Source organism: Microbacterium sp. HSID17254, from assembly GCF_003989315.1.
GTDB lineage: Bacteria > Actinomycetota > Actinomycetes > Actinomycetales > Microbacteriaceae > Microbacterium.
The window spans coordinates 255,539-281,349 of the sequence record NZ_RBLT01000001.1; the positions used below are offsets into that span (position 1 = coordinate 255,539).

Annotated in this window: 27 protein-coding genes and 1 tRNA gene; 21 read left to right on the forward strand and 7 right to left on the reverse strand. The window is 70.1% G+C overall.

Features of this window, described 5'->3' with window-relative positions; genetic code table 11:
- Positions 1-196 precede the first annotated feature (196 nt).
- From ileS to ndk, 4 genes are read left to right on the forward strand one after another with little or no spacing between them, the layout of a single operon-like run.
- Positions 197-3,625: an isoleucine--tRNA ligase gene (gene ileS, locus D8M34_RS01235; protein ID WP_126892947.1), complete on the forward strand. Its 3,429-nt coding sequence runs from the start codon at positions 197-199 to the stop codon at positions 3,623-3,625.
- Entirely contained in the window at positions 3,622-4,974 is a 1,353-nt protein-coding gene (locus tag D8M34_RS01240; RefSeq protein WP_060921675.1) for a bifunctional folylpolyglutamate synthase/dihydrofolate synthase, read from the forward strand. Before ileS ends, D8M34_RS01240 begins: the two co-directional genes overlap by 4 nt.
- A complete protein-coding gene (locus D8M34_RS01245) occupies positions 4,971-5,384 on the forward strand; it encodes a DUF4233 domain-containing protein (protein ID WP_231729450.1) in 414 nt (137 codons plus the stop codon). The genes D8M34_RS01240 and D8M34_RS01245 overlap by 4 nt, the downstream gene beginning before the upstream one ends.
- Position 5,385: 1 nt before the next feature.
- A complete protein-coding gene (gene ndk, locus D8M34_RS01250) occupies positions 5,386-5,802 on the forward strand; it encodes a nucleoside-diphosphate kinase (RefSeq protein ID WP_025104977.1) in 417 nt (138 codons plus the stop codon).
- A 67-nt stretch (positions 5,803-5,869) separates the two neighbouring features.
- On the opposite strand, the gene D8M34_RS01255 is transcribed toward ndk, so the two are convergent.
- Positions 5,870-6,481: a vitamin K epoxide reductase family protein gene (locus D8M34_RS01255; protein WP_025104976.1), complete on the reverse strand. Its 612-nt coding sequence runs from the start codon at positions 6,479-6,481 to the stop codon at positions 5,870-5,872.
- A gap of 282 nt (positions 6,482-6,763) precedes the next feature.
- On the opposite strand from D8M34_RS01255, the gene D8M34_RS01260 reads away from it, so the two are divergent.
- Positions 6,764-9,271: an Rne/Rng family ribonuclease gene (locus tag D8M34_RS01260; RefSeq protein ID WP_238695573.1), complete on the forward strand. Its 2,508-nt coding sequence runs from the start codon at positions 6,764-6,766 to the stop codon at positions 9,269-9,271.
- Here D8M34_RS01260 and D8M34_RS01265 read toward each other — a convergent pair.
- On the reverse strand, positions 9,233-9,502 hold the full coding sequence (locus D8M34_RS01265) for a DUF4031 domain-containing protein (protein ID WP_126892948.1): 270 nt from the start codon (positions 9,500-9,502) through the stop codon (positions 9,233-9,235). The two genes, D8M34_RS01260 and D8M34_RS01265, sit on opposite strands and share 39 nt — an antisense overlap.
- Before the next feature lie 213 nt (positions 9,503-9,715).
- Between D8M34_RS01265 and rplU the strand changes: the two genes are divergently transcribed.
- From rplU to D8M34_RS01320, 11 genes are all read left to right on the forward strand, one after another.
- Positions 9,716-10,024: a 50S ribosomal protein L21 gene (gene rplU / locus D8M34_RS01270; RefSeq protein WP_025104973.1), complete on the forward strand. Its 309-nt coding sequence runs from the start codon at positions 9,716-9,718 to the stop codon at positions 10,022-10,024.
- Between the two features lie 18 nt (positions 10,025-10,042).
- The gene (gene rpmA / locus D8M34_RS01275) at positions 10,043-10,300 is read left to right on the forward strand and encodes a 50S ribosomal protein L27 (protein WP_025104972.1); all 258 of its coding nucleotides are present in this window, start codon (positions 10,043-10,045) and stop codon (positions 10,298-10,300) included.
- Positions 10,301-10,398: 98 nt separating this feature from the next.
- A complete protein-coding gene (gene obgE / locus D8M34_RS01280) occupies positions 10,399-11,898 on the forward strand; it encodes a GTPase ObgE (RefSeq protein ID WP_126892949.1) in 1,500 nt (499 codons plus the stop codon).
- A complete protein-coding gene (gene proB, locus D8M34_RS01285) occupies positions 11,895-12,680 on the forward strand; it encodes a glutamate 5-kinase (protein ID WP_025104970.1) in 786 nt (261 codons plus the stop codon). The genes obgE and proB overlap by 4 nt, the downstream gene beginning before the upstream one ends.
- A gap of 9 nt (positions 12,681-12,689) precedes the next feature.
- On the forward strand, positions 12,690-13,943 hold the full coding sequence (locus D8M34_RS01290; RefSeq protein WP_085607771.1) for a glutamate-5-semialdehyde dehydrogenase: 1,254 nt from the start codon (positions 12,690-12,692) through the stop codon (positions 13,941-13,943).
- A gap of 67 nt (positions 13,944-14,010) precedes the next feature.
- Positions 14,011-14,232, forward strand: a complete 222-nt coding sequence (locus tag D8M34_RS01295; RefSeq protein ID WP_025104968.1) for a hypothetical protein — start codon at positions 14,011-14,013, stop codon at positions 14,230-14,232.
- 6 nt (positions 14,233-14,238) lie between these two features.
- Entirely contained in the window at positions 14,239-14,841 is a 603-nt protein-coding gene (gene nadD / locus D8M34_RS01300; RefSeq protein WP_029989831.1) for a nicotinate-nucleotide adenylyltransferase, read from the forward strand.
- A complete protein-coding gene (locus D8M34_RS01305) occupies positions 14,838-15,899 on the forward strand; it encodes a hypothetical protein (protein WP_025104966.1) in 1,062 nt (353 codons plus the stop codon). Before nadD ends, D8M34_RS01305 begins: the two co-directional genes overlap by 4 nt.
- On the forward strand, positions 15,899-16,279 hold the full coding sequence (gene rsfS, locus D8M34_RS01310; RefSeq protein ID WP_025104965.1) for a ribosome silencing factor: 381 nt from the start codon (positions 15,899-15,901) through the stop codon (positions 16,277-16,279). The genes D8M34_RS01305 and rsfS overlap by 1 nt, the downstream gene beginning before the upstream one ends.
- A 1-nt stretch (position 16,280) precedes the next feature.
- Positions 16,281-16,970 carry an SDR family oxidoreductase gene (locus D8M34_RS01315; protein WP_025104964.1) on the forward strand — a complete coding sequence of 230 codons (690 nt, stop codon included), beginning with the start codon at positions 16,281-16,283 and terminating at the stop codon, positions 16,968-16,970.
- Positions 16,971-17,108: 138 nt separating this feature from the next.
- Entirely contained in the window at positions 17,109-17,366 is a 258-nt protein-coding gene (locus D8M34_RS01320; RefSeq protein WP_164498151.1) for a hypothetical protein, read from the forward strand.
- Positions 17,367-17,429: 63 nt separating this feature from the next.
- On the opposite strand, the gene D8M34_RS19240 is transcribed toward D8M34_RS01320, so the two are convergent.
- From D8M34_RS19240 to D8M34_RS01335, 4 genes are all read right to left on the reverse strand, one after another.
- Complete coding sequence (locus D8M34_RS19240; RefSeq protein WP_164498152.1) at positions 17,430-17,603, reverse strand: hypothetical protein; 174 nt, start codon at positions 17,601-17,603, stop codon at positions 17,430-17,432.
- A 103-nt stretch (positions 17,604-17,706) separates the two neighbouring features.
- Positions 17,707-18,909 carry a DUF3500 domain-containing protein gene (locus D8M34_RS01325; RefSeq protein ID WP_126892950.1) on the reverse strand — a complete coding sequence of 401 codons (1,203 nt, stop codon included), beginning with the start codon at positions 18,907-18,909 and terminating at the stop codon, positions 17,707-17,709.
- A 195-nt stretch (positions 18,910-19,104) separates the two neighbouring features.
- Complete coding sequence (locus D8M34_RS01330) at positions 19,105-20,238, reverse strand: hypothetical protein (RefSeq protein WP_126892951.1); 1,134 nt, start codon at positions 20,236-20,238, stop codon at positions 19,105-19,107.
- Between the two features lie 173 nt (positions 20,239-20,411).
- Positions 20,412-20,484: transfer RNA gene (locus D8M34_RS01335), tRNA-Ala, on the reverse strand.
- Positions 20,485-20,619: 135 nt separating this feature from the next.
- On the opposite strand from D8M34_RS01335, the gene D8M34_RS01340 reads away from it, so the two are divergent.
- The 5 genes from D8M34_RS01340 to D8M34_RS01360 all read left to right on the forward strand — a co-directional run bounded on the left by D8M34_RS01340 (position 20,620) and on the right by D8M34_RS01360 (position 24,944).
- The gene (locus D8M34_RS01340; protein WP_062766675.1) at positions 20,620-21,687 is read left to right on the forward strand and encodes a flavin-containing monooxygenase; all 1,068 of its coding nucleotides are present in this window, start codon (positions 20,620-20,622) and stop codon (positions 21,685-21,687) included.
- Between the two features lie 42 nt (positions 21,688-21,729).
- Positions 21,730-22,521 (forward strand): hypothetical protein, encoded by a 792-nt coding sequence (locus D8M34_RS01345; RefSeq protein ID WP_062766672.1) that lies wholly within the window; start codon positions 21,730-21,732, stop codon positions 22,519-22,521.
- Positions 22,518-23,045, forward strand: coding sequence for a hypothetical protein (locus D8M34_RS01350; protein ID WP_025104958.1), 528 nt, complete (start codon positions 22,518-22,520; stop codon positions 23,043-23,045). The genes D8M34_RS01345 and D8M34_RS01350 overlap by 4 nt, the downstream gene beginning before the upstream one ends.
- A 28-nt stretch (positions 23,046-23,073) precedes the next feature.
- Positions 23,074-23,730, forward strand: a complete 657-nt coding sequence (locus D8M34_RS01355; RefSeq protein WP_025104957.1) for an SDR family oxidoreductase — start codon at positions 23,074-23,076, stop codon at positions 23,728-23,730.
- A gap of 140 nt (positions 23,731-23,870) precedes the next feature.
- Positions 23,871-24,944 (forward strand): glycoside hydrolase family 3 N-terminal domain-containing protein, encoded by a 1,074-nt coding sequence (locus tag D8M34_RS01360; RefSeq protein ID WP_238695574.1) that lies wholly within the window; start codon positions 23,871-23,873, stop codon positions 24,942-24,944.
- Positions 24,945-24,947: 3 nt separating this feature from the next.
- Here the strand turns inward: D8M34_RS01360 and D8M34_RS01365 are convergent, their stop codons facing one another.
- Positions 24,948-25,811 (reverse strand): hypothetical protein, encoded by an 864-nt coding sequence (locus D8M34_RS01365; protein WP_062766665.1) that lies wholly within the window; start codon positions 25,809-25,811, stop codon positions 24,948-24,950.

The window sequence follows — 25,811 nt, forward strand, 5'->3', positions numbered from 1 at the left end:
CCGGGGAGCTCTCGGAAGAACGGTCCGGCGACGGACTCAGTAGAACCGAGCGGGGCAGGCCCGTCACAGCCGCAGTGAGAGTGGTCCGTGGGTCTCTGAGCTTGTCAAGGGGACGCAGGGGCACGCGAGGTGGTACCGCGGTCCGCGAGGATCGTCCTCGCAGCAGCATCCGCCACGACGACCACTGCGAGAGACCATGACCTACCCGCGCTCCTCCTTCGGCCCCGCCGCCGACCAGGCCACCACTGTGGCGCCGAGCCCCCGCTTCCCGCAGATCGAGGAGGAGGTGCTCGACTTCTGGAAGACCGACGACACCTTCCGCGCCTCCATCGAGCAGCGCGAAGGCGCTCCCGAGTGGGTGTTCTACGACGGCCCTCCCTTCGCGAACGGTCTGCCGCACTACGGCCACCTGCTCACGGGCTACGCGAAGGACGTGTTCCCGCGCTTCCAGACCATGATCGGGCACAAGGTCGACCGCGTCTTCGGATGGGACACCCACGGGCTCCCCGCCGAGCTCGAGGCGATGAAGCAGCTCGGGATCACCGAGAAGAGCGAGATCGAGGAGATGGGGATCGACGTCTTCAACGAGAAGGCGCGCTCCTCGGTCCTGAAGTACACGCGGGAGTGGGAGGACTACGTCACCCGCCAGGCCCGGTGGGTGGACTTCGAGCGCGGCTACAAGACGCTCGACCTCGGCTACATGGAGAGCGTGCTCTGGGCCTTCAAGACCCTGTACGACAAGGGGCTCGCCTACGAGGGCTACCGTGTGCTCCCGTACTGCTGGCGCGATGAGACGCCGTTGTCCGCCCACGAGCTGCGCATGGACGACGACGTCTACCAGATGCGACAGGACCCGTCGGTCACGGTCACCTTCCCGCTCACCGGCGCCAAGGCCGAGGCGCTCGGGCTCACCGGCGTGCGCGCCCTCGCCTGGACGACGACCCCGTGGACCCTGCCGACCAACCTCGCGCTCGCCGTGGGGCCGGACATCGAGTACGTCGTGCTGCCCGCCGGTCCCGCCGGCGCCTCCGACGTGCACCAGGGGCGCGCCGCTCCCTCGGCCGACCAGCTCGCGGTCGAGGCCTCTGCGCACCGCTACCTGCTCGCGAAGGATCTGCTCGGCGGGTACGCCAAGGATCTCGGTTACGAGAGCCCGGAGGACGCGCTCGCCACGGTCGACGCCACGCTGCGCGGTGCGGAGCTGGCCGACGTCACCTACGACCGCCTGTTCGACTACTACGCGGACGAGGAGACCTACGGCACGGGGAACGCCTGGCGCATCCTCGTCGACGACTACGTCACCACCACCGACGGCACCGGCATCGTCCACCAGGCACCCGCCTACGGTGAGGACGACCAGCGCGTCGCCGGCGCTGCGGGCATCCCGACGATCCTGTCCCTCGACGACGGCGGGCGCTTCCTCCCGAACGTCACGGATGTCGCGGGCGAGCTGTGGATGGACGCGAATACCCCGCTCGTGCGGATCATCCGCGACAACGGCCGTCTGGTCCGGCTTCAGAGCTACGAGCACTCCTACCCGCACTGCTGGCGCTGCCGGAACCCCCTCATCTACAAGGCCGTGTCGAGCTGGTTCATCCGGGTCACCGACATCAAGGACGACCTCCTCGCGAACAACGAGCAGATCACCTGGGTGCCGGAGAACGTGAAGGAGGGGCAGTTCGGCAAGTGGCTCGAGGGCGCCCGCGACTGGTCGATCAGCCGCAACCGCTACTGGGGCTCGCCCATCCCGATCTGGAAGAGCGACGACCCGGAGTACCCGCGCGTCGACGCCTACGGCTCGCTGGAGGAGCTGGAGCGCGACTTCGGCACGCTGCCGCGCAACCCCGAGGGCGAGGTGGACCTGCACCGCCCCTACATCGACGATCTGACCAGGCCGAACCCCGACGACCCCACGGGCAAGAGCACGATGCGGCGCATCGGCGACGTCTTCGACGTGTGGTTCGACTCCGGCTCGATGCCCTACGCCCAGGTGCACTATCCGTTCGAGAACCAGGAGTGGTTCGACTCGCACTCCCCGGCCGACTTCATCGTGGAGTACATCGGCCAGACCCGCGGCTGGTTCTACGTCATGCACGTGCTCTCGACGGCGTTGTTCAACCGCCCGGCGTTCACGGGCGTCAGCTGCCACGGCATCGTGCTCGGCAGCGACGGCTACAAGATGTCGAAGTCGCTGCGGAACTACCCCGACGTGTCCGAGGTTCTGGACCGCGACGGGTCCGACGCGATGCGCTGGTTCCTGATGTCGAGCGCAGTGCTCCGTGGCGGCAACCTCATCGTCACCGAGGAGGGCATCCGGTCCGGCGTGCGGGAGTTCCTGCTGCCGCTGTGGAACTCGTGGTACTTCTTCGCGACGTATGCGAATGCTTCGACAGGCTCAGCAACCCAGGGAGGAGCAGGCTCAGCAACCCAGGGAGGCGGGTACGAGGCGTCGTGGCGCACCGACTCGACCGACGTCCTCGACCGGTACATCCTCGCGCGGCTGGGCGACCTCGTCCGCGAGGTCCGCGCCGATCTGGAGGGTCTGGACTCGACCACCGCGTCCGCGCGACTGCGCGACTTCGCCGAGGTGCTGACGAACTGGTACATCCGCCGTTCGCGCGACCGGTTCTGGGTGGGCGTGACGGACGACCCGAGGAGCCGCGAGGCGTTCGACACCCTGTACACCGTGCTGGAGACGCTGTGCCGCGTGGCCGCGCCGCTCGTCCCGCTGATCAGCGAGCGCGTGTGGCAGGGTCTCACCGGCGGTCGCAGCGTGCACCTGCAGGACTGGCCGGATGCGGATCAGTTCCCCGCCGCCGACGAGATCCGCGACGCCATGGATGCCGTCCGTGAGCTGTCGAGCGTCGGCAACGCGCTGCGCAAGAAGGAGAAGCTGCGCGTGCGGCTGCCGCTCGCACGGCTCACGGTGGTCTCTCCGCTCGCGGGCGACCTCGGCCAGTTCGAGGACATCCTCCGCGAGGAGCTCAACGTGAAGACCGTCGAGCTCGTCCCGCTGACCGATGAGGCGGCCGGGGAGTACGGCATCAGCCACCGGCTGAGCGTGAACGCCCGCGCTGCGGGCCCGCGCCTCGGCAAGGACGTGCAGAAGGCCATCCAGGCCGCGCGCTCGGGTGACTGGTCCGAGACCGACGGCGTCGTGACCGCCGGCGGCATCGCGCTGGAGCCCGCCGAGTACGACCTCGTCCTCGAGACCACGGGTCGCCCCGAGGGGGAGGCCCTGGCCATCGTCCCGTCCGGAGGGTTCGTCCTGCTCGACACCGACACGACGCCGGAGCTGGAAGCCGAGGGCATCGCCCGCGACGCCATCCGCGTCGTGCAGGAGGCGCGCAAGAACGCCGGGCTCGACGTCAGCGACCGGATCGTGCTGGCCCTCAACGCCGCTCCCGCGGAGGCGGCGGCGCTGGAGACCCATGCCGACCTCATCGCCGCCGAGACGCTCGCCGTGGCGTTCGCCGTGCAGCCGACCGACGACCTCGACCGGCTCGTCGACGAGGTCACCAGCCCCGGAGACGGCGTGCATCGGAGCGGGGCGAAGGCCCTCGGGGCCGGGAAGGCGCCGCTTCTCGTCACGATCGACACGAACCTGGAGAAGGTGGGCGCATGAGTGCGAGAGACCGGGCCGACGCCGTCTACGAGACGCTGCTGAGCCGTGCCGGGGAACGCTGGGTGCAGCCACGCAAGGAGCGGACGGCGCGGATCCTCGAGTACCTCGACGATCCGCAGCGCACCTACCGCGTCATCCACATCACCGGCACCAACGGCAAGACGTCGACCGCGCGGATGATCGAGAGCCTGCTGCGTGCCCATGACCTGCGCACCGGCCTGTTCACGAGCCCGCACCTGGAGCGCTTCACCGAGCGCATCATGATCGACGGCGAGCCGATCGCCGACGAGGCCGTCGCCGACGCCTGGGACGAGATCGAGCCCTTCGTGGGGATCGTCGACGCCGAGCTCGAGGCGGCAGGGGAGGCCCCGCTGACGTTCTTCGAGCTGCTCACGGTCCTCGCCTTCGTCGCGGTCGCCGACGCACCCGTCGACGTGCTCGTGCTCGAGGTCGGCATGGGCGGGGAGTGGGACTCCACGAACACCGCCGACGGCGACGTGGCGGTGTTCGCTCCGATCGACATCGACCACGCGGACCGCCTGGGAAGCACGATCGCCGAGATCGCCCAGGTCAAGGCCGGCATCATCAAGGAGGGCGCCGCCGTCGTCTCCGCCCAGCAGCCCGCCGAGGCCGCCGAGGTGCTGCGCCGCGTGGCCGCGGAGCGCCATGCCACCATCGCCTTCGAAGGCGAGGACTTCGGGCTCGCCGAGCAGAAGCTCGCCGTGGGCGGTCAGCTCCTCACCATCCGGGGCCTCGCGGGGCAGTACGAGGAGGAGTACCTGCCGCTGTACGGCGCGCACCAGGGCCACAACGCCGCGCTGGCCGTCGCCGCCGTCGAGTCGCTCATCGGCGGCGCCGGCCAGGCGATCGCCGGCGGCGTGATCTCCGACGGACTCCAGGGCAGCACATCTCCCGGCCGCCTGCAGCTCCTCGGCATCGCTCCCACCGTCATCGTCGACGCCGCGCACAACCCGCACGGCGCCGCGGCGCTCGCCCAGGCGCTGGACGACAGCTTCGACTTCGACGAGTGGGGCCTGGTGCTCGGCGTCCTCGCGGACAAGGACGCGGCGGGGATCGTCGCGCGGCTCGCGCCGGCCGCCGCGCACGTCTTCGCGACCGCGCCGGAGTCGGACCGCGCCAGCGATGCCGACCTCATCGCCGATCTCGTCGAACAGGCCGGACAGCGCGCCACCGTGCACCCGTCCCTCGCAGACGCCGCGGACGCGGCCCGGGAATGGGCGGCCTCGTCGGATCGTCGGGCCGTGGTCATCGCCGGCTCCGTCGTGCTCGCGGGCGAGGCGATCGCGCTCTCCGAAGAGGAGGACTGGAAGTCGGGGTGGCGCGCATGAGTGCCGCCGCCCCGCGTCGACCGCGCGCCCCGCGCACCCTCGTGCAGAAGCTCGCCCCGGTGGTGCTCGGCTTCGAGGCGATCGTCGTCTTCCTCGTCGGCCTCACCATCTTCGGCCTGAAGGCTCTGCCGGCGGGCATCGAGCAGTGGTGGGGGATCGTGGGCGGTGCCGTCGTGGCCGTGGCCTGCGTCGTCATCGCGGGCATGATCACGAAGCCCTGGGCGATCCCCGCCGGGTGGATCGTGCAGATCGTGGTCGCGTTGTCGGCCATCGCCGTCCCTGCGGTGCTTCTCGTCGTCCTGATTTTCGGCGGCATGTGGGCGTATGCGACCATCATGGGGGCCCGCCTGGACGCACGACGCCCGAGCGGGGCTCCGACCGCGCAGAACGCAGACACAGAGAGTGAATGACATGGCCACCGAAGAAACCCTCGTCCTCGTCAAGCCGGACGGTGTCGCCCGCGGCCTCACCGGCACGATCCTCGCCCGCATCGAGGCGAAGGGATACGCCCTCGTCGACATCCGCCTCGTCGAGCCCGACCGCGACCTGCTCGCCGCGCACTACGCCGAGCACGAGGGCAAGCCGTTCTACGAGCCCCTGCTCGAGTTCATGATGTCCGGCCCCTCGGTGGCGATCCGTCTCGCCGGCAACCGTGTCATCGAGGGCTTCCGCTCTCTCGCCGGCACGACCGACCCCACGACCGCCGCGCCCGGCACCATCCGTGGTGACTTCGGTCGCGACTGGGGGCTCCAGGTGCAGCAGAACCTCGTGCACGGCTCGGACAGCCCCGAGTCGGCCGCCCGCGAGCTGGGCATCTGGTTCGACTGATCCCGACCCTCACGACGAAGCCCGTCCGCCGGAATGGCGGACGGGCTTCGTCGTTCTCACGGAGAGATCAGAAGAGGATCTTCGCCATCTCGCCGAGGAAGTCGAGTCCCTGCAGCTGCGCGAGGAAGATGATGAGCGCGTACGCGATGACGGTCGCCAGCGGCACCCACGGCATGAGCTTCTCGGCGCGCGCTCGGACCTTCGCGTTGCTCGTGAAGGTGCCGTTGCGGGCGAGATGGACCATCGTGGCGAAGAAGGTGGGGATCGTCACGGCCCAGGTGACCATGCACCAGGGGCAGAGCACGAAGAGGCTGTACAGGCTCTGCGCGATCAGCCAGCACACGAGGCCGAAGGCGAAGGTGATGCCCGCGCCGAACGCCGCCCAGAACCACCGCGGGAACCGCGCCCCGGCGAGGATCGCGACGCCGACGACGAGCGGCGCCATCCAGCCGGTGAGACCGATGATCGGGTTCGGGAAGCCGAACACCGATCCCTGCCACGACTGCAGGTTGACGCTGCACTGGATGAACGGGCTGAGATCGCACCCGAGCGCTTCCTGCGGCTTCTCCAGCAGTGCGAACTTCTCGACGGTGAGCTGGAAGGCGGCGTACCAGCCGATGACGCTCGCGATGATCAACCACACGGCATAGACGACGGGGCGGGTGCGCTGCTCGCTCATGCTCAGGATTATCCCAGCGACGGCTATGGAAAGGGCGAGAACCGCCCGGAGAAAACGGGCGGTGAGCGACGGGATGCCGCGATCGGACCGACTTGGTGCGATAATGACCTGTGATGCGATGAACGGCGTTGCCGCGACACGCGTCGAGCAGACTTCGGGGCCCATGCCCCACGCGACCAGAGCCATGAGCCGGTCGCAGGCCGATTGAGTTCGCGGCACCCGCGGGTGCCGCATGAGATTTCACGGGACACGCAGTGGACCGTGCCAGGGAGCACGCCAGAGATGGCCGATGAGAACAATGACAACAACGCCCCCGCCCTCGACGCCCCGGCTGATGCCGCGGAGCCGCTGACGGCGCCCACCCACGCCGCAGAGCTCGAGGCGGAGAGCGAGGCTCCCGCGGCGCAGGCTCTGTCCGAGGACGTCCCTGCGGAGTCCGAGGCTTCCGCGGAGTCCGAGGCCGCTGCGGAGTCCGAGGCGCCTGCCGAGCCCGAAACTCCTGCCGAGCCCGAGGCCCCTGCGGAGCCCGAGGCTCCTGCGGAGTCCGAGGCTCCTGCGGAGCCCGAAACTCCTGCCGAGCCCGAGGCCCCTGCGGAGTCCGAGGCTCCTGCGGAGTCCGAAACTCCCGCGGAGTCCGAAACTCCTGCCGAGCCCGAGGTCCCTGCGCAGCCGGAGAAGCCCGCGCCGGTCACCGCCGTGTCGCTCGGACTGCTGCCCGAGGTCTTCGTGTCGCAGGTGTCGACCCAGCTGCACTTCTACGCACCGGAGATCGTCCCGCTTCCTGCTCGCCCCGGTCGCGACGACCGTGCGCCGGAGCGCGACCAGGACGAGTCCGGGGGAGGCCGCCGGGGGCGTCGTCGCCGTGGCGGCTCCGAAGGCGACGACCAGCAGCGCGACGAGCCGCGGCAGCGTCAGCGCGTCGTCGAGTACATCACCGAGCCGAAGGCGATCAAGGGCTCGACGCGCCTCGAGGCCAAGAAGCAGCGCCGTCGTGACGGCCGCGACGCCGGTCGTCGTCGTCCGGTCGTGACCGAGGCCGAGTTCCTCGCACGCCGGGAGTCCGTCGACCGCAAGATGGTCGTGCGCTCCAAGAACGGCCGTACGCAGATCGGCGTGCTTGAGGACGGCGTGCTCGTGGAGCACTACGTCGCCCGCAATCAGGACGCCTCGCTGATCGGCAACGTCTACCTCGGTCGCGTGCAGAACGTGCTTCCCAGCATGGAGGCCGCGTTCGTCGACATCGGTCGCGGCCGCAACGCCGTGCTCTACTCGGGCGAGGTGGACTGGGACGGCGTCGAGACCGGCAACCAGCCCCGTCGCATCGAACTGGCGCTCAAGCCGGGCGATCGCGTGCTCGTCCAGGTCACCAAGGACCCCGTGGGTCACAAGGGCGCCCGCCTCACGAGCCAGATCTCGCTGCCCGGCCGCTACCTGGTGTACGTGCCCGGCGGCTCGATGAACGGCATCAGCCGCAAGCTGCCCGACAACGAGCGCGCGCGACTCAAGCGCATCCTCAAGGAGGTGCTGCCGGAGTCGTCCGGCGTGATCGTCCGCACGGCGGCCGAGGGCGCCACCGAGGAGCAGCTGACCCGCGACGTGCAGCGCCTCACCTCGCAGTGGGAGCACATCCAGAAGCAGGTCGAGAGCCAGCAGGCCCCCGCGCTCCTGCACGCCGAGCCCGACCTGCTCGTGAAGATCGTCCGTGATGTCTTCAACGAGGACTTCACGAAGATGCTCATCCAGGGCGAGGAGTCGCAGCGCACGATCCGGGCGTACCTGGAGAGCGTCGCGCCCGACCTGCTCGAGCGCGTCGAGGCCTATGAGGACGACGTCGACCCGTTCGACGCGTTCCGGATCACCGAGCAGATCGAGAAGGCGCTGGATCGCAAGGTCTGGCTGCCCTCCGGCGGCTCGCTCGTGATCGACCGCACCGAGGCCATGACGGTCGTCGACGTCAACACCGGCAAGTTCGTCGGCTCTGGCGGAAACCTCGAGGAGACCGTCACCAAGAACAACCTCGAGGCCGCGGAGGAGATCGTCCGCCAGCTGCGTCTGCGGGACATCGGCGGCATCATCGTCGTCGACTTCATCGACATGGTGCTGGAGTCCAACCGCGACCTCGTGCTGCGTCGACTCATCGAGTGCCTGAGCCGCGACCGGACGAAGCACCAGGTCGCCGAGGTCACCTCGCTCGGTCTCGTGCAGATGACGCGCAAGAAGCTCGGCCTCGGCCTGCTGGAGACCTTCAGCGAGGCGTGCGAGGTGTGTGCGGGTCGCGGCGTGATCGTCCACCACGACCCGGTCGTGAAGCACCGCGCGAACGGCAACGGCAACAACAACAACGGCGGCAACGGCAACGGCGGACGCCGCCAGCGCGGGAACGGCGGCAACGGCAACGGCAACGGCGGCGGAAACCACTCCGCCCCCGCCGCCCCGCCGGTGACCCACAGCATCACCGAGGGGGCCAAGTCGGCCCTCGCGCAGATCGCCGCGTCCACGATCGCGCCTGCCGGTGACGCGGTCGCCGAGGCTCCCGCCGCCGAGCCCGCACCGGCTCCCGCGTCCGAGCGCCCGAAGAAGGCCCGGAAGAAGCGCGGGGACCGCAAGGGGCCGAAGACGCCGACCGAGGAGCTTCTCGACTCGGTCCTGGACGCGCTCCCGGAGCCCAAGGCGCCGGGTCAGGGTCGTGGACGGCGTCGGGTCACCACCGCCGCGCTGTCCGGCACGCCGGTGTCCGTGAGCTCGGAGGCGTCAGCGGCGCCGGTCGCGTCCGCGGACCCGGAGGCCTGACGCGATCAGGCGGGTGACCAGCTCCCTGCCGGAGACGTGCTGTGCACCGCCGGCGATGAGCCGGGGGACCGCGTCCTCAGGGACGTCGTAGTGATCGAGGTCGAAGGCCCGCGCCGGGATCCCGTGGCTGCGCGCGAACGCGTGCAGCTCGTCGAGGTTGTCGTCGCTGACCAGGTGCGCCCACAGGCGTCCGTGGGCGAGCCAGCGGGGGTCGTCGACGAGTACGGTCACTCCGTCAGCCTACGACCGGCCCCGTCACGCGGCTCACTTTGCGAGGTCGTCCGGCATCCGGTAAAGTAGTCCCTTGGTGCGCATGCCGCCTCGTCCTCGACGGCCGAAGCGGAGAGTCTTGCATTCGCGCCCGTCGTACCAGCGACGCATGCAAGCAACAGTCTTCCCGTGAGATTCTCGGAGCCGCGTGCTCCCCAACGAAACAGGTATGAAGTGGTTTACGCAGTAGTGCGCGCCGGTGGCCGGCAGGAGAAGGTCGAGGTCGGCACCATCGTTCAGCTCGACCGTGTTCAGGCTGCCCAGGGCGACAAGATCCAGCTGCCCGCCGTGCTGCTCGTCGACGGCTCCACGGTGACCACCGACGCCGACGCGCTGGCGAAGGTCACCGTCACGGCTGAGGTCGTCGGCAACCTCCGCGGCCCGAAGATCGTCATCCAGAAGTACAAGAACAAGACCGGCTACAAGAAGCGTCAGGGCCACCGCCAGGAGCTCACGCGCGTCAAGATCACCGGCATCAAGTAAGACCGAGGAGACCAGGACATGGCACACAAAAAGGGCGCAAGCTCCACCCGTAACGGTCGTGACTCCAACGCACAGCGCCTCGGCGTGAAGCGCTTCGGCGGTCAGCAGGTCCTCGCCGGCGAGATCATCGTCCGCCAGCGCGGCACCCACTTCCACCCCGGCGCCAACGTCGGCCGTGGTGGCGACGACACGCTGTTCGCTCTGGCCGCCGGTGCGGTCGAGTTCGGCGCGAAGGGCGGCCGCAAGGTCGTCAACATCGTCGCTGCTGCTGAGTGATCACAGCACCACGCTAAACATCCGGTTCGGGGCGGGCTTCGGCTCGCCCCGTCCGTGTATCTGCCGTCAGGCACCCTGAGCAACCGAAGGACTCGCACATGGTCACGTTCGTCGACACCGTCACTCTGCACCTGCGTGCAGGCAAGGGCGGCAACGGCTGCGTCTCCGTGCACCGGGAGAAGTTCAAGCCCCTGGGCGGTCCGGACGGCGGCAACGGCGGCGACGGCGGCGACATCGTGCTCGTCGCCGACACGCAGACCGGCACGCTGCTGTCGTACCACCACTCGCCGCACCGCTCGTCGGGCAACGGCGGACCGGGCATGGGCGACCACCGCTCCGGCTTCGACGGCGAGACCCTGGAGCTTCCCGTCCCGGTCGGCACCGTGGTCAAGAACCCGAACGGCGACGTCCTGATCGACATGATCGAGCCGGGCGAGCGCTTCGTCGTGGCCGCGGGCGGTCAGGGCGGACTGGGCAACGCGGCCCTGGCGACCCCCAAGCGCAAGGCTCCCGGGTTCGCTCTGCTCGGCACCCCGGGCTTCGAGGGCGATGTCGTGCTCGAGCTCAAGACCGTCGCCGACGTGGCCCTCGTGGGCTACCCCTCCGCGGGCAAGTCGAGCCTCATCGGCGCGATCTCGGCCGCACGGCCCAAGATCGCCGACTACCCCTTCACGACGCTGCACCCGAACCTCGGTGTCGTCCAGGTGGAGGACTTCCGCTACACCGTCGCCGATGTGCCCGGCCTCATCGAGGGCGCCAGCGAGGGCCGCGGGCTCGGACTCGAGTTCCTGCGGCACGTGGAGCGCTGCTCCGCCCTGCTGCACGTGCTCGACTGCGCGACGCTGGAGCCGAACCGCGACCCCATCTCCGACCTCGACGTCATCCTCGCCGAGCTGGCCGCGTACGAGGTGCCGGAGGGGCAGACGCCGCTGCTGGAGCGCCCGCAGTTCGTGGCGCTGAACAAGGTCGACGTGCCGGAGGCCCGTGACCTCGCCGACCTCGTGCGTCCTGACCTGGAAGCCCGTGGTTTCCGGGTGTTCGAGATCTCCACGGTCTCGCACGAGGGGCTGCGCCCCCTCACGCTCGCCCTCGGCGAGCTGGTCGAGCAGCACCGCAAGGAGACCGCGGTCGAGGCGCCGCGCGAGCGCGTCGTCGTCCGGCCGAAGGGCTCCGTGAAGCCGTTCACGATCCGCGTCGAGGGCGGCACCTACGGCAACATCTACCGCATCCTCGGCGAGAAGCCGGTGCGCTGGGTGCAGCAGACCGACTTCCAGAACGAGGAGGCCGTGGGCTACCTCGCCGACCGCCTGGAGAAGCTGGGCGTCGAGGACGAGCTCTTCCGCCTCGGCGCCGTGCAGGGTTCGACCGTCGTCATCGGCGAAGGCGACAGCATCGTCTTCGACTGGGAGCCGACGATGAGCTCCGCCGCCGAGCTCATGACCGCGCCCCGCGGCACCGACCCGCGTCTGGCGCCGAACGCCCGCCGCACCACGTCCGAGCGGCGCGAGCAGTACTACGAGCGCATGGACGCCAAGGCGCAGGCGCGCGCCGAGCTGGAGGCCGAGCGCCTGGCCACCTACCGCGAGGACGAGGCGTGACCGCACGCACGCGCGCCGACCTCGCGACGGCGACGCGGATCGTCGTCAAGGTGGGCTCGTCGTCCATCAGCGGCGAGTCGTCCTGGCGCATCCCGGTGCTCGTCGAGGCGCTGGCTGCGGCGCATGCCCGCGGAGCAGAGGTCGTGCTCGTGTCGTCGGGAGCGATCGCCTCCGGCATCCCCTTCCTCCGCCTGGACGCGCGGCCCACCGACCTCGCCACGCAGCAGGCCGCGGCCGCGGTCGGCCAGAACATCCTCGTCTACCGGTATCAGGAGGCCCTGCGGCCGTTCGACATCGTCGCCGGTCAGGTGCTGCTCACCACCGGAGACCTCGAGAACCCGACGTCGCGGTCGAACGCGCGTCGCGCCATGGAGCGTCTGCTGGGGCTGCGCATCCTGCCGATCGTGAACGAGAACGACACCGTCGCGACACAGGAGATCCGCTTCGGCGACAACGACCGGCTCGGCGCTCTCGTCGCCCAGCTCATCGAGGCCGACGCGCTCATCCTCCTCAGCGACATCGAGTCGCTGTACACGCGCCCGCCGAGCGACCCCGGTGCGGAGCCCATCGACATCGTGGCCCCCGACGCCGATCTCTCCGGGCTGGAGTTCGGCGCCACCGTCGTCAACAGCGTCGGCACCGGGGGAGCGGCCACGAAGGTCTCCGCCGCCCGGCTGGCCGCGGCTTCCGGCATCGGCGTCCTCGTGACCAGCGCGGACCTCGTCGCCCAGGCGCTCGCGGGTGCCGACATCGGAACCTGGTTCGAGCCGGCCACCTCCTAGACTGGGCGGATGACCGACCTCACCCCTCAGACGCGCCTGGAGCGGGCCAAGGAGGCCTCGCGGGAGACCGCCGCCCTCACCAGCGACGACAAGGCGCGGGCGCTGGAAGCCGTCGCCGTCGCCCTCGAGGCGAACGCCGCCCGGATCATCGAGGCCAACGAGCGCGACGTGGCGCGCGGGCGTGAAAACGGCATCGGCGAGTCCCTCATCGATCGGCTCCGCCTCGACGAGAAGCGGGTGTCGGCTCTCGCAGCCGCCGTCCGGCAGGTGGCCGCGCTGCCCGATCCCGTCGGCCGGGTGGTGGGTGGCCATCGGATGCCCAACGGCGTGGCCCTCGAGCAGGTGCGCGTCCCGTTCGGGGTGGTCGGCGCGATCTACGAGGCGCGTCCCAACGTGACCGTCGACATCGCGGCTCTCGCGCTGCGATCCGGCAATGCCGTGGTCCTGCGCGGAGGCAGCGCCGCGCGCGATTCGAACACGGTGCTCGTCGACGTGATGCGCGCCGCCCTCGGCACGGCGGGCGTGACGCCGGAGGCGATCCAGACCGTCGACGACTTCGGGCGCGACGGGGCGAAGGCGCTCATGCACGGCCGCGGCTTCATCGACGTGCTCGTGCCGCGCGGCAGCGCCGGTCTCATCGAGACCGTCGTGACGGAGTCGACCGTGCCGGTCATCGAGACGGGTGCGGGGAACGTGCACATCCTGCTCGACGAGAGCGCCCCGGACGACTGGGCCTGCGACATCGTCGTGAACGCCAAGGTGCAGCGGCCGAGCGTGTGCAACGCGGTCGAGACGGTCCTCGTGCACCGGCAGGCCGCCCCGCGGCTGATCCCCCTCGTCGCGAGCGCGCTCATGAGCGAGGGCGTGGCGATCCACGGCGACGATGTCGTGGCGGGCCTCGTCGCCAACGTGATCCCGGCCACGGAGGAGGACTGGGCCACCGAGTACCTCAGCCTCGACGTCGCCATGAAGGTGGTCGACAGCCTCGACGACGCTCTCGACCACATCCGCCGCTACAGCACGGGTCACACGGAGTCGATCATCACCACCGACGCGCGCAACGCGGAACGCTTCCTGGCCGAAGTCGACTCCGCGGTCGTGATGGCCAACGCCTCGACCCGGTTCACCGACGGGGCCGAGTTCGGCTTCGGCGCCGAGGTCGGGATCTCGACGCAGAAGCTGCACACGCGCGGTCCGATGGGGCTCGCCGAACTGACCAGTACGAAATGGCTCGCGCGTGGGGCAGGTCAGACGCGCGGGTGAGGGCTAGACTGGGGGACGCTGTATCCCCACAGGACCCCCGAGACAGCACGCCACGAACGGAGTCAGGATGAACCTCGTCGCACAGATCGCGATGGCCGCCGCAGAGACCGAGCACCACGGCAACGTGGCCCTCGACACCCTGATCTTCGGAGTCATCGCCGCGATCGTGTTCGCCGCGCTCGGGATCGTGACGCTGTCGTACAAGAACGTCGCGAACCGTCACTCGGCGAAGGCCGAGGCCTGGGCGGCCAAGCACGGCAAGGACCACGAGGCGGGACACGGCCACTAGGCCCTCATGAGCACCGCGACCACGCGCGCACCGCGCATCGGCGTGATGGGCGGCACCTTCGATCCGATCCATCACGGCCACCTGGTCGCCGCCAGCGAGGTCGCGCACTCGTTCGATCTCGACGAGGTGGTGTTCGTCCCGACGGGTCGCCCGTGGCAGAAGGCGGACGTGACGCCCAGCGAGCACCGCTACCTGATGACCGTGATCGCCACGGCGTCCAATCCGCAGTTCACAGTGAGCAGAGTCGACATCGACCGCGCGGGACCGACGTACACGATCGACACCCTCCGCGATCTCAAGGCCCAGCGTCCGGACGCCGAGCTGTTCTTCATCAGTGGCGCCGATGCCGTGGCGCAAATTCTCAGTTGGAGAGACCATGATGAACTGTGGGAGTTGGCCCACTTCGTCGCGGTCTCCCGCCCAGGACACGTTCTGAGCATCGACGGCCTCCCGAGCGACGACGTCAGCCAGCTCGAGGTGCCGGCGCTGTCGATCTCGTCGACGGACTGTCGTGAGCGTGTCCGTGACGATCAACCGGTCTGGTACCTCGTCCCCGACGGGGTCGTCCAGTACATCGCGAAGCATCATCTGTATCGGAGCAAGGCATGAGCACATCGGATCAGCGAGGTCCGCTGACGCGGAAGCAGCTGCGGGAGATCCGGTTGACGGGATCCACCCCGATCATCAGCGAGGAAGAGGCCAAGGCCGCCGCGGAGTCCGCTCCTCCCGCCCAGCCGCTGCCCCGCGCCGCCGAGCCCGTCGTCGTCCCCCCGGCGCCGGTCGCCGAAGGCCCCGTCGAGCCCGGCGCCGCTCCGCTGACCCGCCGCCAGGCGCGGGAGCAGGAGAAGATCAAGACCGCCTCGGTCCCGGTCCACGGCGCGGAGGATCAGGCCGGGCACGACGTCGCGGCGGATCAGCAGCCGGCGGCACCGACGGAGGAGGACGACGTCGTCGATGACGAGGTCGCCGCGGAGCCCGTCAGCGCCGCCGACGTCGCCGATACCGTCGGCACGGTGCCCCTCGTCGAGGACGAGGGTGCGCAGACGGAGTCGGCTCCGGAGGATCTGTCGGAGGTACTCGGCGTCTCCGCGGAGGACGAGGCCTCGGACGAGGATCTCCTCGAGGAGGAGGTCGACGACGACATCGAGGCGGGCGAGCGCCCGACCGTGAGCCCGACGTTCGGGGAGGGGGTGCTCCAGGAGGATGCACCCGCCGAGCCCGCGCCGTTCCGTCCCTCGTTCGACGAGCTGCTCACCTCGAACGACTCCGGGGGCACCCAGCACTCGGCACCGAACGCCCTGATCTTCACGCCGTCGGCCGGCGAGGGTTCGCTGTCCGGGCCGGTGGCCTCCACGGGCGAGATCCTCGTCACGGGGTCCTACGAACTGCCCAAGGGGCTCGGTTCGCAGGGGCACGCTCACGGCACCACGGACGGCAAAGAGGTCGACGCCGTCCTCATCGACGGGGAACTCCCGCCCGCGTCGTCCCCGACTCCGATCGCGGCGAGCTCCGCGGTCAGCACCATCAAGCCCGCCGGCGAGGTGATCCGTCCGCCGGCACCCGAGAAGGGCAACCGGCTGATGCTGATCGCCGCCATCGTCGCGGGCGCCCTCGCGCTGGGCCTGGGCACGGCCCTGGTCATCGCCTTCACAGGAAACGTCTTCTGATGCAATCACCCGAAACCGCCGAAGAGATGCTGCGCATCGCCGCCGACGCCGCCGTGGCCAAGGGCGGTGAGGACCTCGTCGCACTGAACGTCTCCGAGCCGCTTCCGCTCGTCGACATCTTCCTCCTCGTGACCGGCAACAGCGAGCGGAACGTCGCCGCGATCGCCGACGAGATCGAGGACCGTCTCGTCGAGTCCGGACACAAGCGCGTGCGCCGGGAGGGGCGTGCCGAGGCGCGCTGGGTGCTGCTGGACTTCGGCGACCTCATCGTCCACGTCTTCCACCAGGAGGAGCGGGTCTACTACGGCCTGGAGCGTCTGTGGAAGGATTGCCCGGTCATCCCGCTCGAAGTCGCCGAAGCGTCGGCTGACAACGCCTGACATGGCCACGCACCTGCTGACCGGTGCGGGGTCGGGCATCGGCGCGGTCCTCGCCCGACGGCTCGTGGAGCGCGGCGACGACGTCGTGGTGCTCGCGCGCGACGCGGGACGCGCGCGACAGATCGCCGAGGAGCTGCCGGGGGTCTCGACCCTGGTCGGCGACCTCGCCCAGCCGGGACGCCTCTCGTGGGCGCTCTCGAAGCAGAGTCTGCCGGATCGCATCGACTCCCTGGTGCACGCGGCCGGCGTCGTCGATCTCGGGACGGTGGGGGAGCTCACCCCGGCGCTCTGGGACCAGCAGCTCGCCGTCAATCTCGTCGCCCCGGCGGAGCTCACCCGTCTCCTGCTGCCCGTGCTCCGGGTCTCGCGGGGGCACGTCGTGTTCGTGAATTCCGGCGCCGGGCTCCGGGCGAGCCCGGGGTGGTCGGCCTACGCGGCCTCGAAGCACGGCCTGCGGGCTCTCGCTGACGCGCTGCGGCAGGAGGAGGCCGAGCACGGTATCCGCGTGACCTCGGTGTATCCGGGGCGGACGGCGACGCCCATGCAGGAGCGGGTGCACCGGCAGGAAGGCCAGGAGTACGACGCGACGCGGTTCATCACGCCGGAGGCGGTGGCGACGACGATCCTCACCGCGCTCGACCTGCCGCGGGACGCCCACCTCACGGATCTCACGGTGCGTCCCCAAGGCTGAACGAGCCGATCACACCATTCTCCTGCACCTCCTCGTGAGGGTGTCAAGGCCCTTCCCTTCCCTGGCGGGGTATCGGAGGCTCGTCATCAGAGAGTCCTGGAGGGCCGACTGATGTCAGAAGTTCCTGATCCCCGTTTCGTGCTTCACCGCATCACGCCGTCGGAGTGGGTGATCAACGATCTGCGCTATCCCCCGAACGACCCGCGCCATGTCGTCGCCTGCGTGTACGAGCTCGCCGACACCGAAGTCGAGGTGACGTGGCTGCGCGATCTTCCGCTCGCGATCCGATACGGCACGGCGTTCGAGGTGCTGGAGGAGGTCGAGCGGATGCAGGGGGCGAGCCGGGCGACGCGTCCCATCGCGATCCCGCATCGACCGCCGCTGCTGGCCACCTGAGCCGGCTCCGCGTGAGAAAGGGCACCCCTCCGTGAGGAGGCGGTGCCCTTTCCTGTGTCCGGATCAGTCGTCGTCGCCGGCGACGGCGGCGCGGTCGGCCTCCGCACTGTCGATCTGGGCGTCGTCCGCATCCTCGTCGAGCACTTCTTCGCCGTCCACCTCGCGCGTCGGGACGTCGTCGGCGTCCCCGTCGGCGATCGGCGGGAGAGGCGGGATCGGGGGAGTCGTGTTGGACATGTCGTCTCCTTTCGTCGGATGCCCTCTGTCTACGCCGGCATGCGCACCCTGGGGAGACCGTTGACGGGCCGTGGCGGGGGCGGCTACGGAGCCGGCTCCGACCTCAGGAAGCAGGGGGCGTGCCGCCGCCTCCCGGGCCGCCCATGCCGGACGCGGCCTGCTGGGTGACGCTGTTCGCATAGTCGTTGGTCGGATCGCGGTAGATGGTGTGCACGTGCCCCCAGCCCGACGTGGTCACGCCGTCGACGTCGGCGCCCGCAGAGCCCTGCTGCGCCTGTAACGCGACGTACACCTTCGGGCCGGAGATCGAGAAGTCGATGCCGTTCCCGGTGCTCATGTCGTACGTCGTCGCCCCGGACCAGGCGATGACGGTGTCATCCAGCGTCTCCTCGATGTCGGCCAGCGTGGACGCCGTGGTCTCCTCGTCGCTCATCCCGGCCCAGTTCGCGATGAGCTGGAGCAGCAGGTCCCGCTGCTCGTCGGAGAGGTCGGCCCCGGACAGCCCGGCTCCGCTGACGAAATCGCACGTGTCGCCCGGTGCGCACATGCTCACATCGCCGGAGGTCAGCGTGGCCTGCTGGTCGGCGGTGAGGCTGTCGAAGAACGCGAAGGCGTCCGTGTAGATCCCGTCGAACGGCTGCACCTCCTCGCCGTCCTCGTTCGTGTAGACGGCGGGCTGGACGCCGAGGTGCGTGGGCGCGAACGTGATCGCATCGGTGCTGCCGTCCAGCGTGGCGTTGATACCGAGGTGGTGCCCGCCGAACTGCACCTCGAAGGCGCTGTCGGTCGCCGTCGGATCGCCGAAGAAGGCGATGTAGTACTGCCCGAGGGAATCCTCGGTGCTGCTGCTGTTCTCGGCGAGGTACTCGTCGCCCCCCATGATCCCGGTGACGGTGGCGTAGGCCTCGTCGCTCAGCAGAGCCTCCAGCACGGCGAGCGCCGCCGTCCGCTGCTCTTGGGTCAGATCGGTGAGGTTCAGTCCTGCCCTCTGCACGAAGGTCACCGGGAAGTTCGACCACGACGTCGTCTTCGTCTCGTCGTCGAAGTCGTAGAGCACGGTCTCCTTCTGCTCGTCGGTCAGCGTTGCGAGGAAAGCCTCGGCGGCGGCGGACGTGTCGGCGATCGTCCCCGCGGTCGTTCCGGCATCCGTCGAGGCGGCGGCGGAAGCCGAGGCGGACGACGAGGCAGAGGTCGTCGGTTCGGCGGTCGTGGCTGCGGCGCAGCCGCTCAAGACGAGGCCGCCCGCGAGGACGAGGCCCGAGAGCCAGGCGAGGCGCTTCTGTGCGGGAGAGGATGTCGTGTTCATGCCTCCACGGTAGGAAGGGGACCGGTGGCGGCCCTATGATCTGTCGATGTCCTTCCTATGACGATGGAGCCGCGGCCACGCCACACCATGTTTTTCCGGGCGACGTCCGGGACGCCGCCTCAGGCCCGCCCGGGGGATCAGGCGACCTCGCACATCGGAGCCTGTTGTCGCGCGAATGCCTGAGGTTGAGCGGGATCAGGGGAGATAGCGGTCCACGATCGTGCGGAGCTGTGCCTCGTCGGGTGCCGTGGTCACGCCGGTCACGCGCTGCAGCGTCGCGAACGGCGTCGACGCGGACCCGACGGGAGCCGGCTCGATCTGCGTCTTCCAGTCGGGAGCGATGCGGTCGAGGAGGAGGCCGAGCTGGGCACCCGTGAAGTAGGAGTAGTCGCGTTCCAGGACGGTCTGCTGATCCGGGTCGTCGATCAGAGCGTCGAGGCCGTCGGTGAAGGTGGTCTGTACGGGCGTGAGGCCTCGTGCCTTGTCGAAAGCCCGCTCGACGTAGGTCGCCGTCCCTTCGATGGCCTCCACCTCGATCTCCAACTCCAGAGTCGGCCACGTCGTGTGGCGCGCCATGCGCACCGTGGCGAGGTCGGATGCGAGGGTGGCCAGCGCCTGCGGGTCCGTCTCGGTCTCGACCTTGTCGAAGATCCGCGCCTCGACGCGGAGCAGCTCGTACTGCGCCTCCGTGTGCGGGTAGTCGGGGATGAGCCCACCGGCCACCCAGGGCCAGGCGCCGGGCGCTTCCGGATCGAGCCCCTGCTTCGTGACGTGGAAGTTCTCGTGCAGGGAGAAGCGCTGAAAGCCCTGCGACGTCGTGGTCTCGGTGTCGAGCATCGTCTGGTTGTACTTGAACGCGAGGACATCATCGCCGCCCACCTCGATCACACCGAAGTTGGACGGGGCGTACAGCAGCGCGTCCCCGACGGCGAACGTCCGGCTGATGCGGACGTCATCGAGGTGGGTGGCCCCGGGAACGTCGAGCTTCGTCATGCCGGAGGTGTCCGTGACACCGCTCATGTTGACGAGGATCGCGTGCGACCAGAAGGAGCTCTTCTCCCCGTCCGTGCGCAGCAGAACCAGCGGTTGGTCCTCATACCGGTAGGCGTCCGTCCAGATCTCCGCCGCATGTGCGGCTGCGACGTCGTACTGCTCCGACAGCTGCGTGAGCATCTCCTTGTCGGTGGCGTCGAGGCCCTCGTAGTCCGACGGGGTGGGAGCGAGGAGGCGCCAGGCGATCACCCCGCCGATCCCGAGCGCGAGGACGGTGAGAACACCGAGGATCACGGGAGCGAAGCGGCGACGGCGTCGCGCGACGGAAGCGTGCATATGTAACACGCTACCGTGACGACTGTTTCGTCTTCGTATGCTCCTCCGTCAGGCGATGGCGCGGCATCAGGCAGGGAGGGCGGTGAATGCCTGATGGAGCGCGGGCGCCTGATCTCGCGTGATGCAGCACGCCGCGGAAACACGAAAACCCCCGGCGAACCGAGGGTTTTTCGTGGACCTGAGGGGACTCGAACCCCTGACCCCCTGCATGCCATGCAGGTGCGCTACCAGCTGCGCCACAGGCCCAGACGCTGTTCCGGAGTGCTCCGGGCAACGTGAAAACACTACTACACGAATCCGCATCCGCACCAATCGGGACGGGCCGCCCGGGCGCGTCGGGGCGCGAGGAACATCCGGAGGAGCGACGGCGTTCGATCCATCGTGAGCACTCTCGACAGCATCGTGATCGGCGCCGGCCAGGCCGGGCTGTCCGCGTCGTTCCACCTGCGCCGCCGCGGGATCGAGCACGTCGTCCTGGATGCCGATGCTCGCGCCGGGGGAGCGTGGCAGCACCGGTGGGACGCTCTCACGATGCGCGACGTGCACGGGGTCGCCGAGCTCCCGGGCGACACCGCGCCGCCGCGGGACGAGCGGCGGGCCAACATCGCGGTACCGGAGTACTTCGCCGCGTACGAGGAGGCCCACGAGCTGCCGGTGCTGCGGCCGGTGCACGTCCGCCGGGTCCACGATGACGACGGCGTCCTGGTCGTCGAGGCCGACGAGGGGGAGTGGCGCACCCGCACCCTCGTCAACGCGACCGGCACCTGGACGCAGCCCTTCCTCCCGCACTATCCGGGGATGGAGACGTTCCTCGGGGAGCAGTTCCACACCGTCGACTACCCGGGTCCGGAGCACTTCCTCGGCAAGCGGGTGCTGGTCGTCGGCGGCGGTGCATCCGCCGTGCAGTTCCTCGGCGCCCTCGCTCCCCTCACCGAGACCCTGTGGGTCACCCGACGCCCGCCCGTCTGGCGCGATGACGACTTCACACCGGAGGCCGGTGCCGCCGCCGTCGCGCTCGTCGAGAAGCGGGTGGCGGCCGGGCTGCCCCCGGAGAGCGTGGTCAGTGTCACGGGTCTCATGCTGCGCCCCCAGGAACGGGAAGCGGAGCGCCTCGGCGCGTACGCCGACCGTCGACCGCTCTTTCAGCGCATCGAGCCCGACGGCGTGCGCTGGGCCGACGGATCGTTCGAGCGGGTGGACGTGATCCTGTGGGCGACGGGGTTCCGGCCGGCCATCGGCCACCTCGCCCCGCTCCACCTGCGCAGTGCCGCGGGTGGGATCCAGCTCGACCGCGGCGGCCGCGGTACGACGGCGGTGGCCGACCCCCGGGTGCAGCTCGTCGGGTACGGCCCCTCCGCGAGCACCATCGGCGCGAACAGAGCGGGGCGAGCCGCTGCGGCCGGTGTCGTCCGGGCGCTCGCGAAGACGGGAGCCGCGGTCTCGTCCTGACTGGTTCGTCGTCCGGCGCATCCTGTGGATACGCTGGGAGGCATGCTGCGCATCGTCCTGACCGTCGTCTGGCTGCTGCTCTCCGCGTGGCTCGTGGTGTGGGTGGGGGAAGGCCTGTTCGGTGTGAACCAGCGCGAGTCGATCCTCCCGTTCGCGAGCGGTGACGGTCTCGGCGGCCCCATCGTGATCGGTGTGGCGTGGGGTCTGCTGCTCACCTTCGGCGGATCGATGTCGGGTCTGGCGCGGCGCAAGAAGGTTCGCGGGCCGGCGCAGATCGGTGTCGGCACCGTCGTCGAGATGTCGCGCACCGGCGTGACCGTGAACGACGTGCCCCAGTACGACCTGTTCATCCGGGTCAGCCCCAGCGTCGGCGACGATTTCATCGGACAGCTGCGCATGCTGCTCGACGCCGGTGACGTCGGAGCGCTGCAGGTGGGGCAGCCCGTCCCGGTCCGCTACAACGTCGACGACCCCGACACGGTCGAGCTCGCCGACCTCAGCGACCCGAGCGTCCGAGAGGCGATGCTCCAGTGGCGCATCGACCGGGGCCTCATCGACCCGTCCCAGGTCCGCGCGCGTACGACGGGGACCCAGGTGCCCGCGTCCGTCGTCGAGGTGCGTCCGACCGGACGGCGCCGTGAGGGGCAGAGCGAACTCGCGCTGAAGGTGCTCGTGGCCCCCGAGGGGGCAGAGCCGTGGGAGGCCGACACCACCGTGTTCGTCTACCCGCAGGCCGTGTCGCGCCTGCAGGTCGGGGCACCGATCTGGGCGTTCTACCGGCGGGAGGACCCGCACACGGTCGCCGTCACGATCGAGAAGGAGGCGGCACGATGAACCCCCTCGACACGCTGATGTGGCTGGTGAACTTCCCCGCCGCGCACGGCTATGCGATGGTCTTCATCGCGGCGTTCTCGATCCTCGGGCTGTTCGCGGTCTCCGCGCGAGGCACGACCGGAGGCGGCTCGCTGCGGGCTGTCCGTGAGCGGGAAGGCCTTGTTCCGGCGGGCACGCGATCCAGGGGCAGCGTCGGTGGCTCCGTGGTCCGCGTGTTCTTCCGCGTCCTGGCCTTCGTGATGCTCGGTTCCCTCATCATCGGGATCCTGAGCCTGACCGGTGTCCCGGTGACCCGCGCGTACATCTTCGAGAACGGTCGTCCCACCACGGGTACGGTCGACGGGGACTGGGTGACGTTCACGGCGGCCGACGGCACCGAGTACACGCTGGAGAGCGACTTCTTCACCCCCGCCGTGTACCCGGACCGTGACGCGTGGATCCCGACCGGGACGCCTGTCGTCGTGCGGTACCTCCCCTCGCATCCGCAGGCCTTCGTCATCGACAGTTCGCAGACCCCGGGCTGACGTCAGTCGGGGCGCGTAGGGTGAAGACATGTCGCGCATCCTCGTCTTCGGCGGCCACGGCCGCATCGCCCTGCTGCTCGCCCCGCTCCTCGTCGCCCGCGGTCACGAGGTCACGGGGGTGATCCGGAACCCCGATCACGTGACGGAGGTGGAGGACGGCGGCGCGATCGCGCTCGTCGCCGACATCGAGACCATGGACGTCGACGCCCTCACCGAGATCATCCGCGGACACGATGCCGTGGTGTGGTCGGCGGGTGCCGGAGGCGGGAGCCCGGAGCGTACGTACGCGGTCGACCGCGACGCGGCGGAGCGGACCATGGACGCGGCGGAGCGCGCGGGCGTGCGACGCTACGTCATGGTGTCGTGGATCGGCTCCACGGCCGATCACGGCGTCCCGGAGGACGACTCCTTCTTCCCGTACGCCGACGCGAAGTGGGCCGCAGACGAGCACCTGCGCGCTTCCGACCTCGACGGGACGATCCTCGGCCCCGGCACGCTGACCTTCGATGACCCGACCGGTCGCATCCGCATCGATCCGGAGGGGCGCGGCGAGGTCTCCCGCGCCGACGTCGCGGCGGTCATCGTCGCGACCCTGGAGGACCCGGGCACGATCGGGCGCACGATCCGCTTCGGCAACGGCGACGAGGAGACCTCGGTGCCGATCGCCGAGGCGCTCGCGCGCTGAGGGCGATGAAGCGGAGTCGGTCCCTCGGGCGCCGGGCACGGCGAGGTGCCGGCGCCGCGCTCGTCCTGATCGCCCTCGTGGGAGGTGCCTGCGCGTCGGCGGCTGCCCAGTCCAGCACGGAGCCCGCTGAGGCGGTATCGGTGCAGGCCGCAGGGCCCGGCGAGCTCCGACAGCAGGCCGCCGCTCTCGTCGCGGACATGAGTACCGCGGAGCAGGCATCGTCCATCGTGATGGGACACATCGGCGGGACCGATCCGGCGGCGCTGCGTGCCTATATGCAGTCGGGGCTCGGCGGATTCATCCTCATGGGCGGGAACATCCCGGCCACGGAGGAAGAGCTCCGCGCGCTGACGGCCGCGCTGACCGTCGACCCCGCCCTCCCGCCGCTGATCGCCGTGGACCAGGAGGGCGGCATCGTCTCGCGCCTGCCCTGGGACACCTTCCCGGCGTCGACGACCCTGAAGAGCCGTCCGGTCGCCGAGACCTCGGCAGCCTTCGCGGCCCGCGGCGCGCTCGTCGCCCGCGCGGGGATCACCGTCGACTTCGGCACGGTCGCCGACGTCCCTTCCGACCCCGGCTCGTTCATCTTCGGGCGGGCACTCGGCACCGATCCAAAGAATGCCGCCGAGCGCACCGCGGCGGCGACCACGGCCCAGGAGCACTTCGTCGCGTCCACGCTCAAGCACTTCCCCGGGCACGGAGCGGCGCCCGGCGACTCCCATCACGCGATCCCGAGCACCGGCATGACGAAGGCCGCCTGGCGCGAAACGGACGCCGTCCCGTTCGCCGCCGGTATCGACGCCGGTGCCTCGGTGCTCATGTACGGCCATCTCGCGTACACCGCCGTGGACTCCCGTCCGGCGTCGCTCTCCGCGGAGTGGCATCGCATCGCGCGGGAGGAGCTCGGCTTCGACGGCGTGGCCGTGACGGACGACCTCGGCATGCTGCTGTCCTCGGGGGACCCGGCGTACGCCGACCCGGTCGCGAACGGCGTCGCCGCAGTCGCGGCCGGCAACGACCTCGTGCTCATGATCGCGGGGTCCACCGCGCAGACCGCGACCGACATGGCCGCGGGGATCGCCGCGGCGGTCGACGCCGGGACGCTGCCCGCCGACCGTCTGGAGGACGCGGCGACCCGGGTGCTCACCCTGCGCCTGCAGCTCGCCGCAGCGTCGTCGTCGTGGGCCGTCTGCGGGGACTGCGCCGCCGGCTGACGCTCAGGCGGCGGCGCGCTCGTCCGGGCCGAGCCAGGCGGTGAGGAGGGAAGCGCGGAGGGCGGCGCCACGGTCCGCGAAACCACGCTGGCGCCGGACGTACTCGGCCTTGCCCTCCGGCGTCTCGATGCGTACCGGTTCGACGTCCCACGCCGACAGGTCGTACGGGGCGGCCTGCATGTCGAGCAGCCGGATGTCGCGCGCCAGCTCGAACGCCTCCAGCAGCAGCTCTCCGGGAACGAGCGGGCCGAGCTTCATCGCCCACTTGTACAGGTCCATGCCGGCGTGCAGGCAGCCGGGCTGTTCGAGGAGGGGCTGATCCTCTCTCGTCAACGCCGCCCGGTTGCGAGGCACCGCCTCCGGAGTGAAGAACCGGAAGGCGTCGAAGTGCGTGCAGCGGAGATCGTGCGCCTCCACCACGGCATCCGTGCCCGCCTGCCCCAGCCGGAGGGGGACGGCATGCCGATGCTCTGCGGCGCGGTAGACCATCGCCCATTCGTGCAGACCGAAGCAGCCGAACTGCCCGGGACGGGAACCCGTGCGGCGCAGCATGAGGGCGACGAGGCGAGCGAGCTCGGGCTTCTCGGCGGCGAAGCGCTCGGCATCCGGCGTCACGCCGTCGGGGGTGACCCCGGGGGCGTACCAGCGCCAGGCCACACGCTCGGACGCGTCCGCCAGCTCCACACCCGCTCCGGGATGCCAGCGGCGCAGCTGCGCGGGCTTATAGCCGTAGTAGGTGAAGAGGAAGTCCCACACCGGGTGCTTCTCGCCGCGCGTCACACGGTCTCGGTGCGAGGCGGTCAGCGCGTCGGCCCGTTCCCGATGCGCGTCCTCGCGCCGAAGCCAGTCGTCACGGGTGAGGATCAT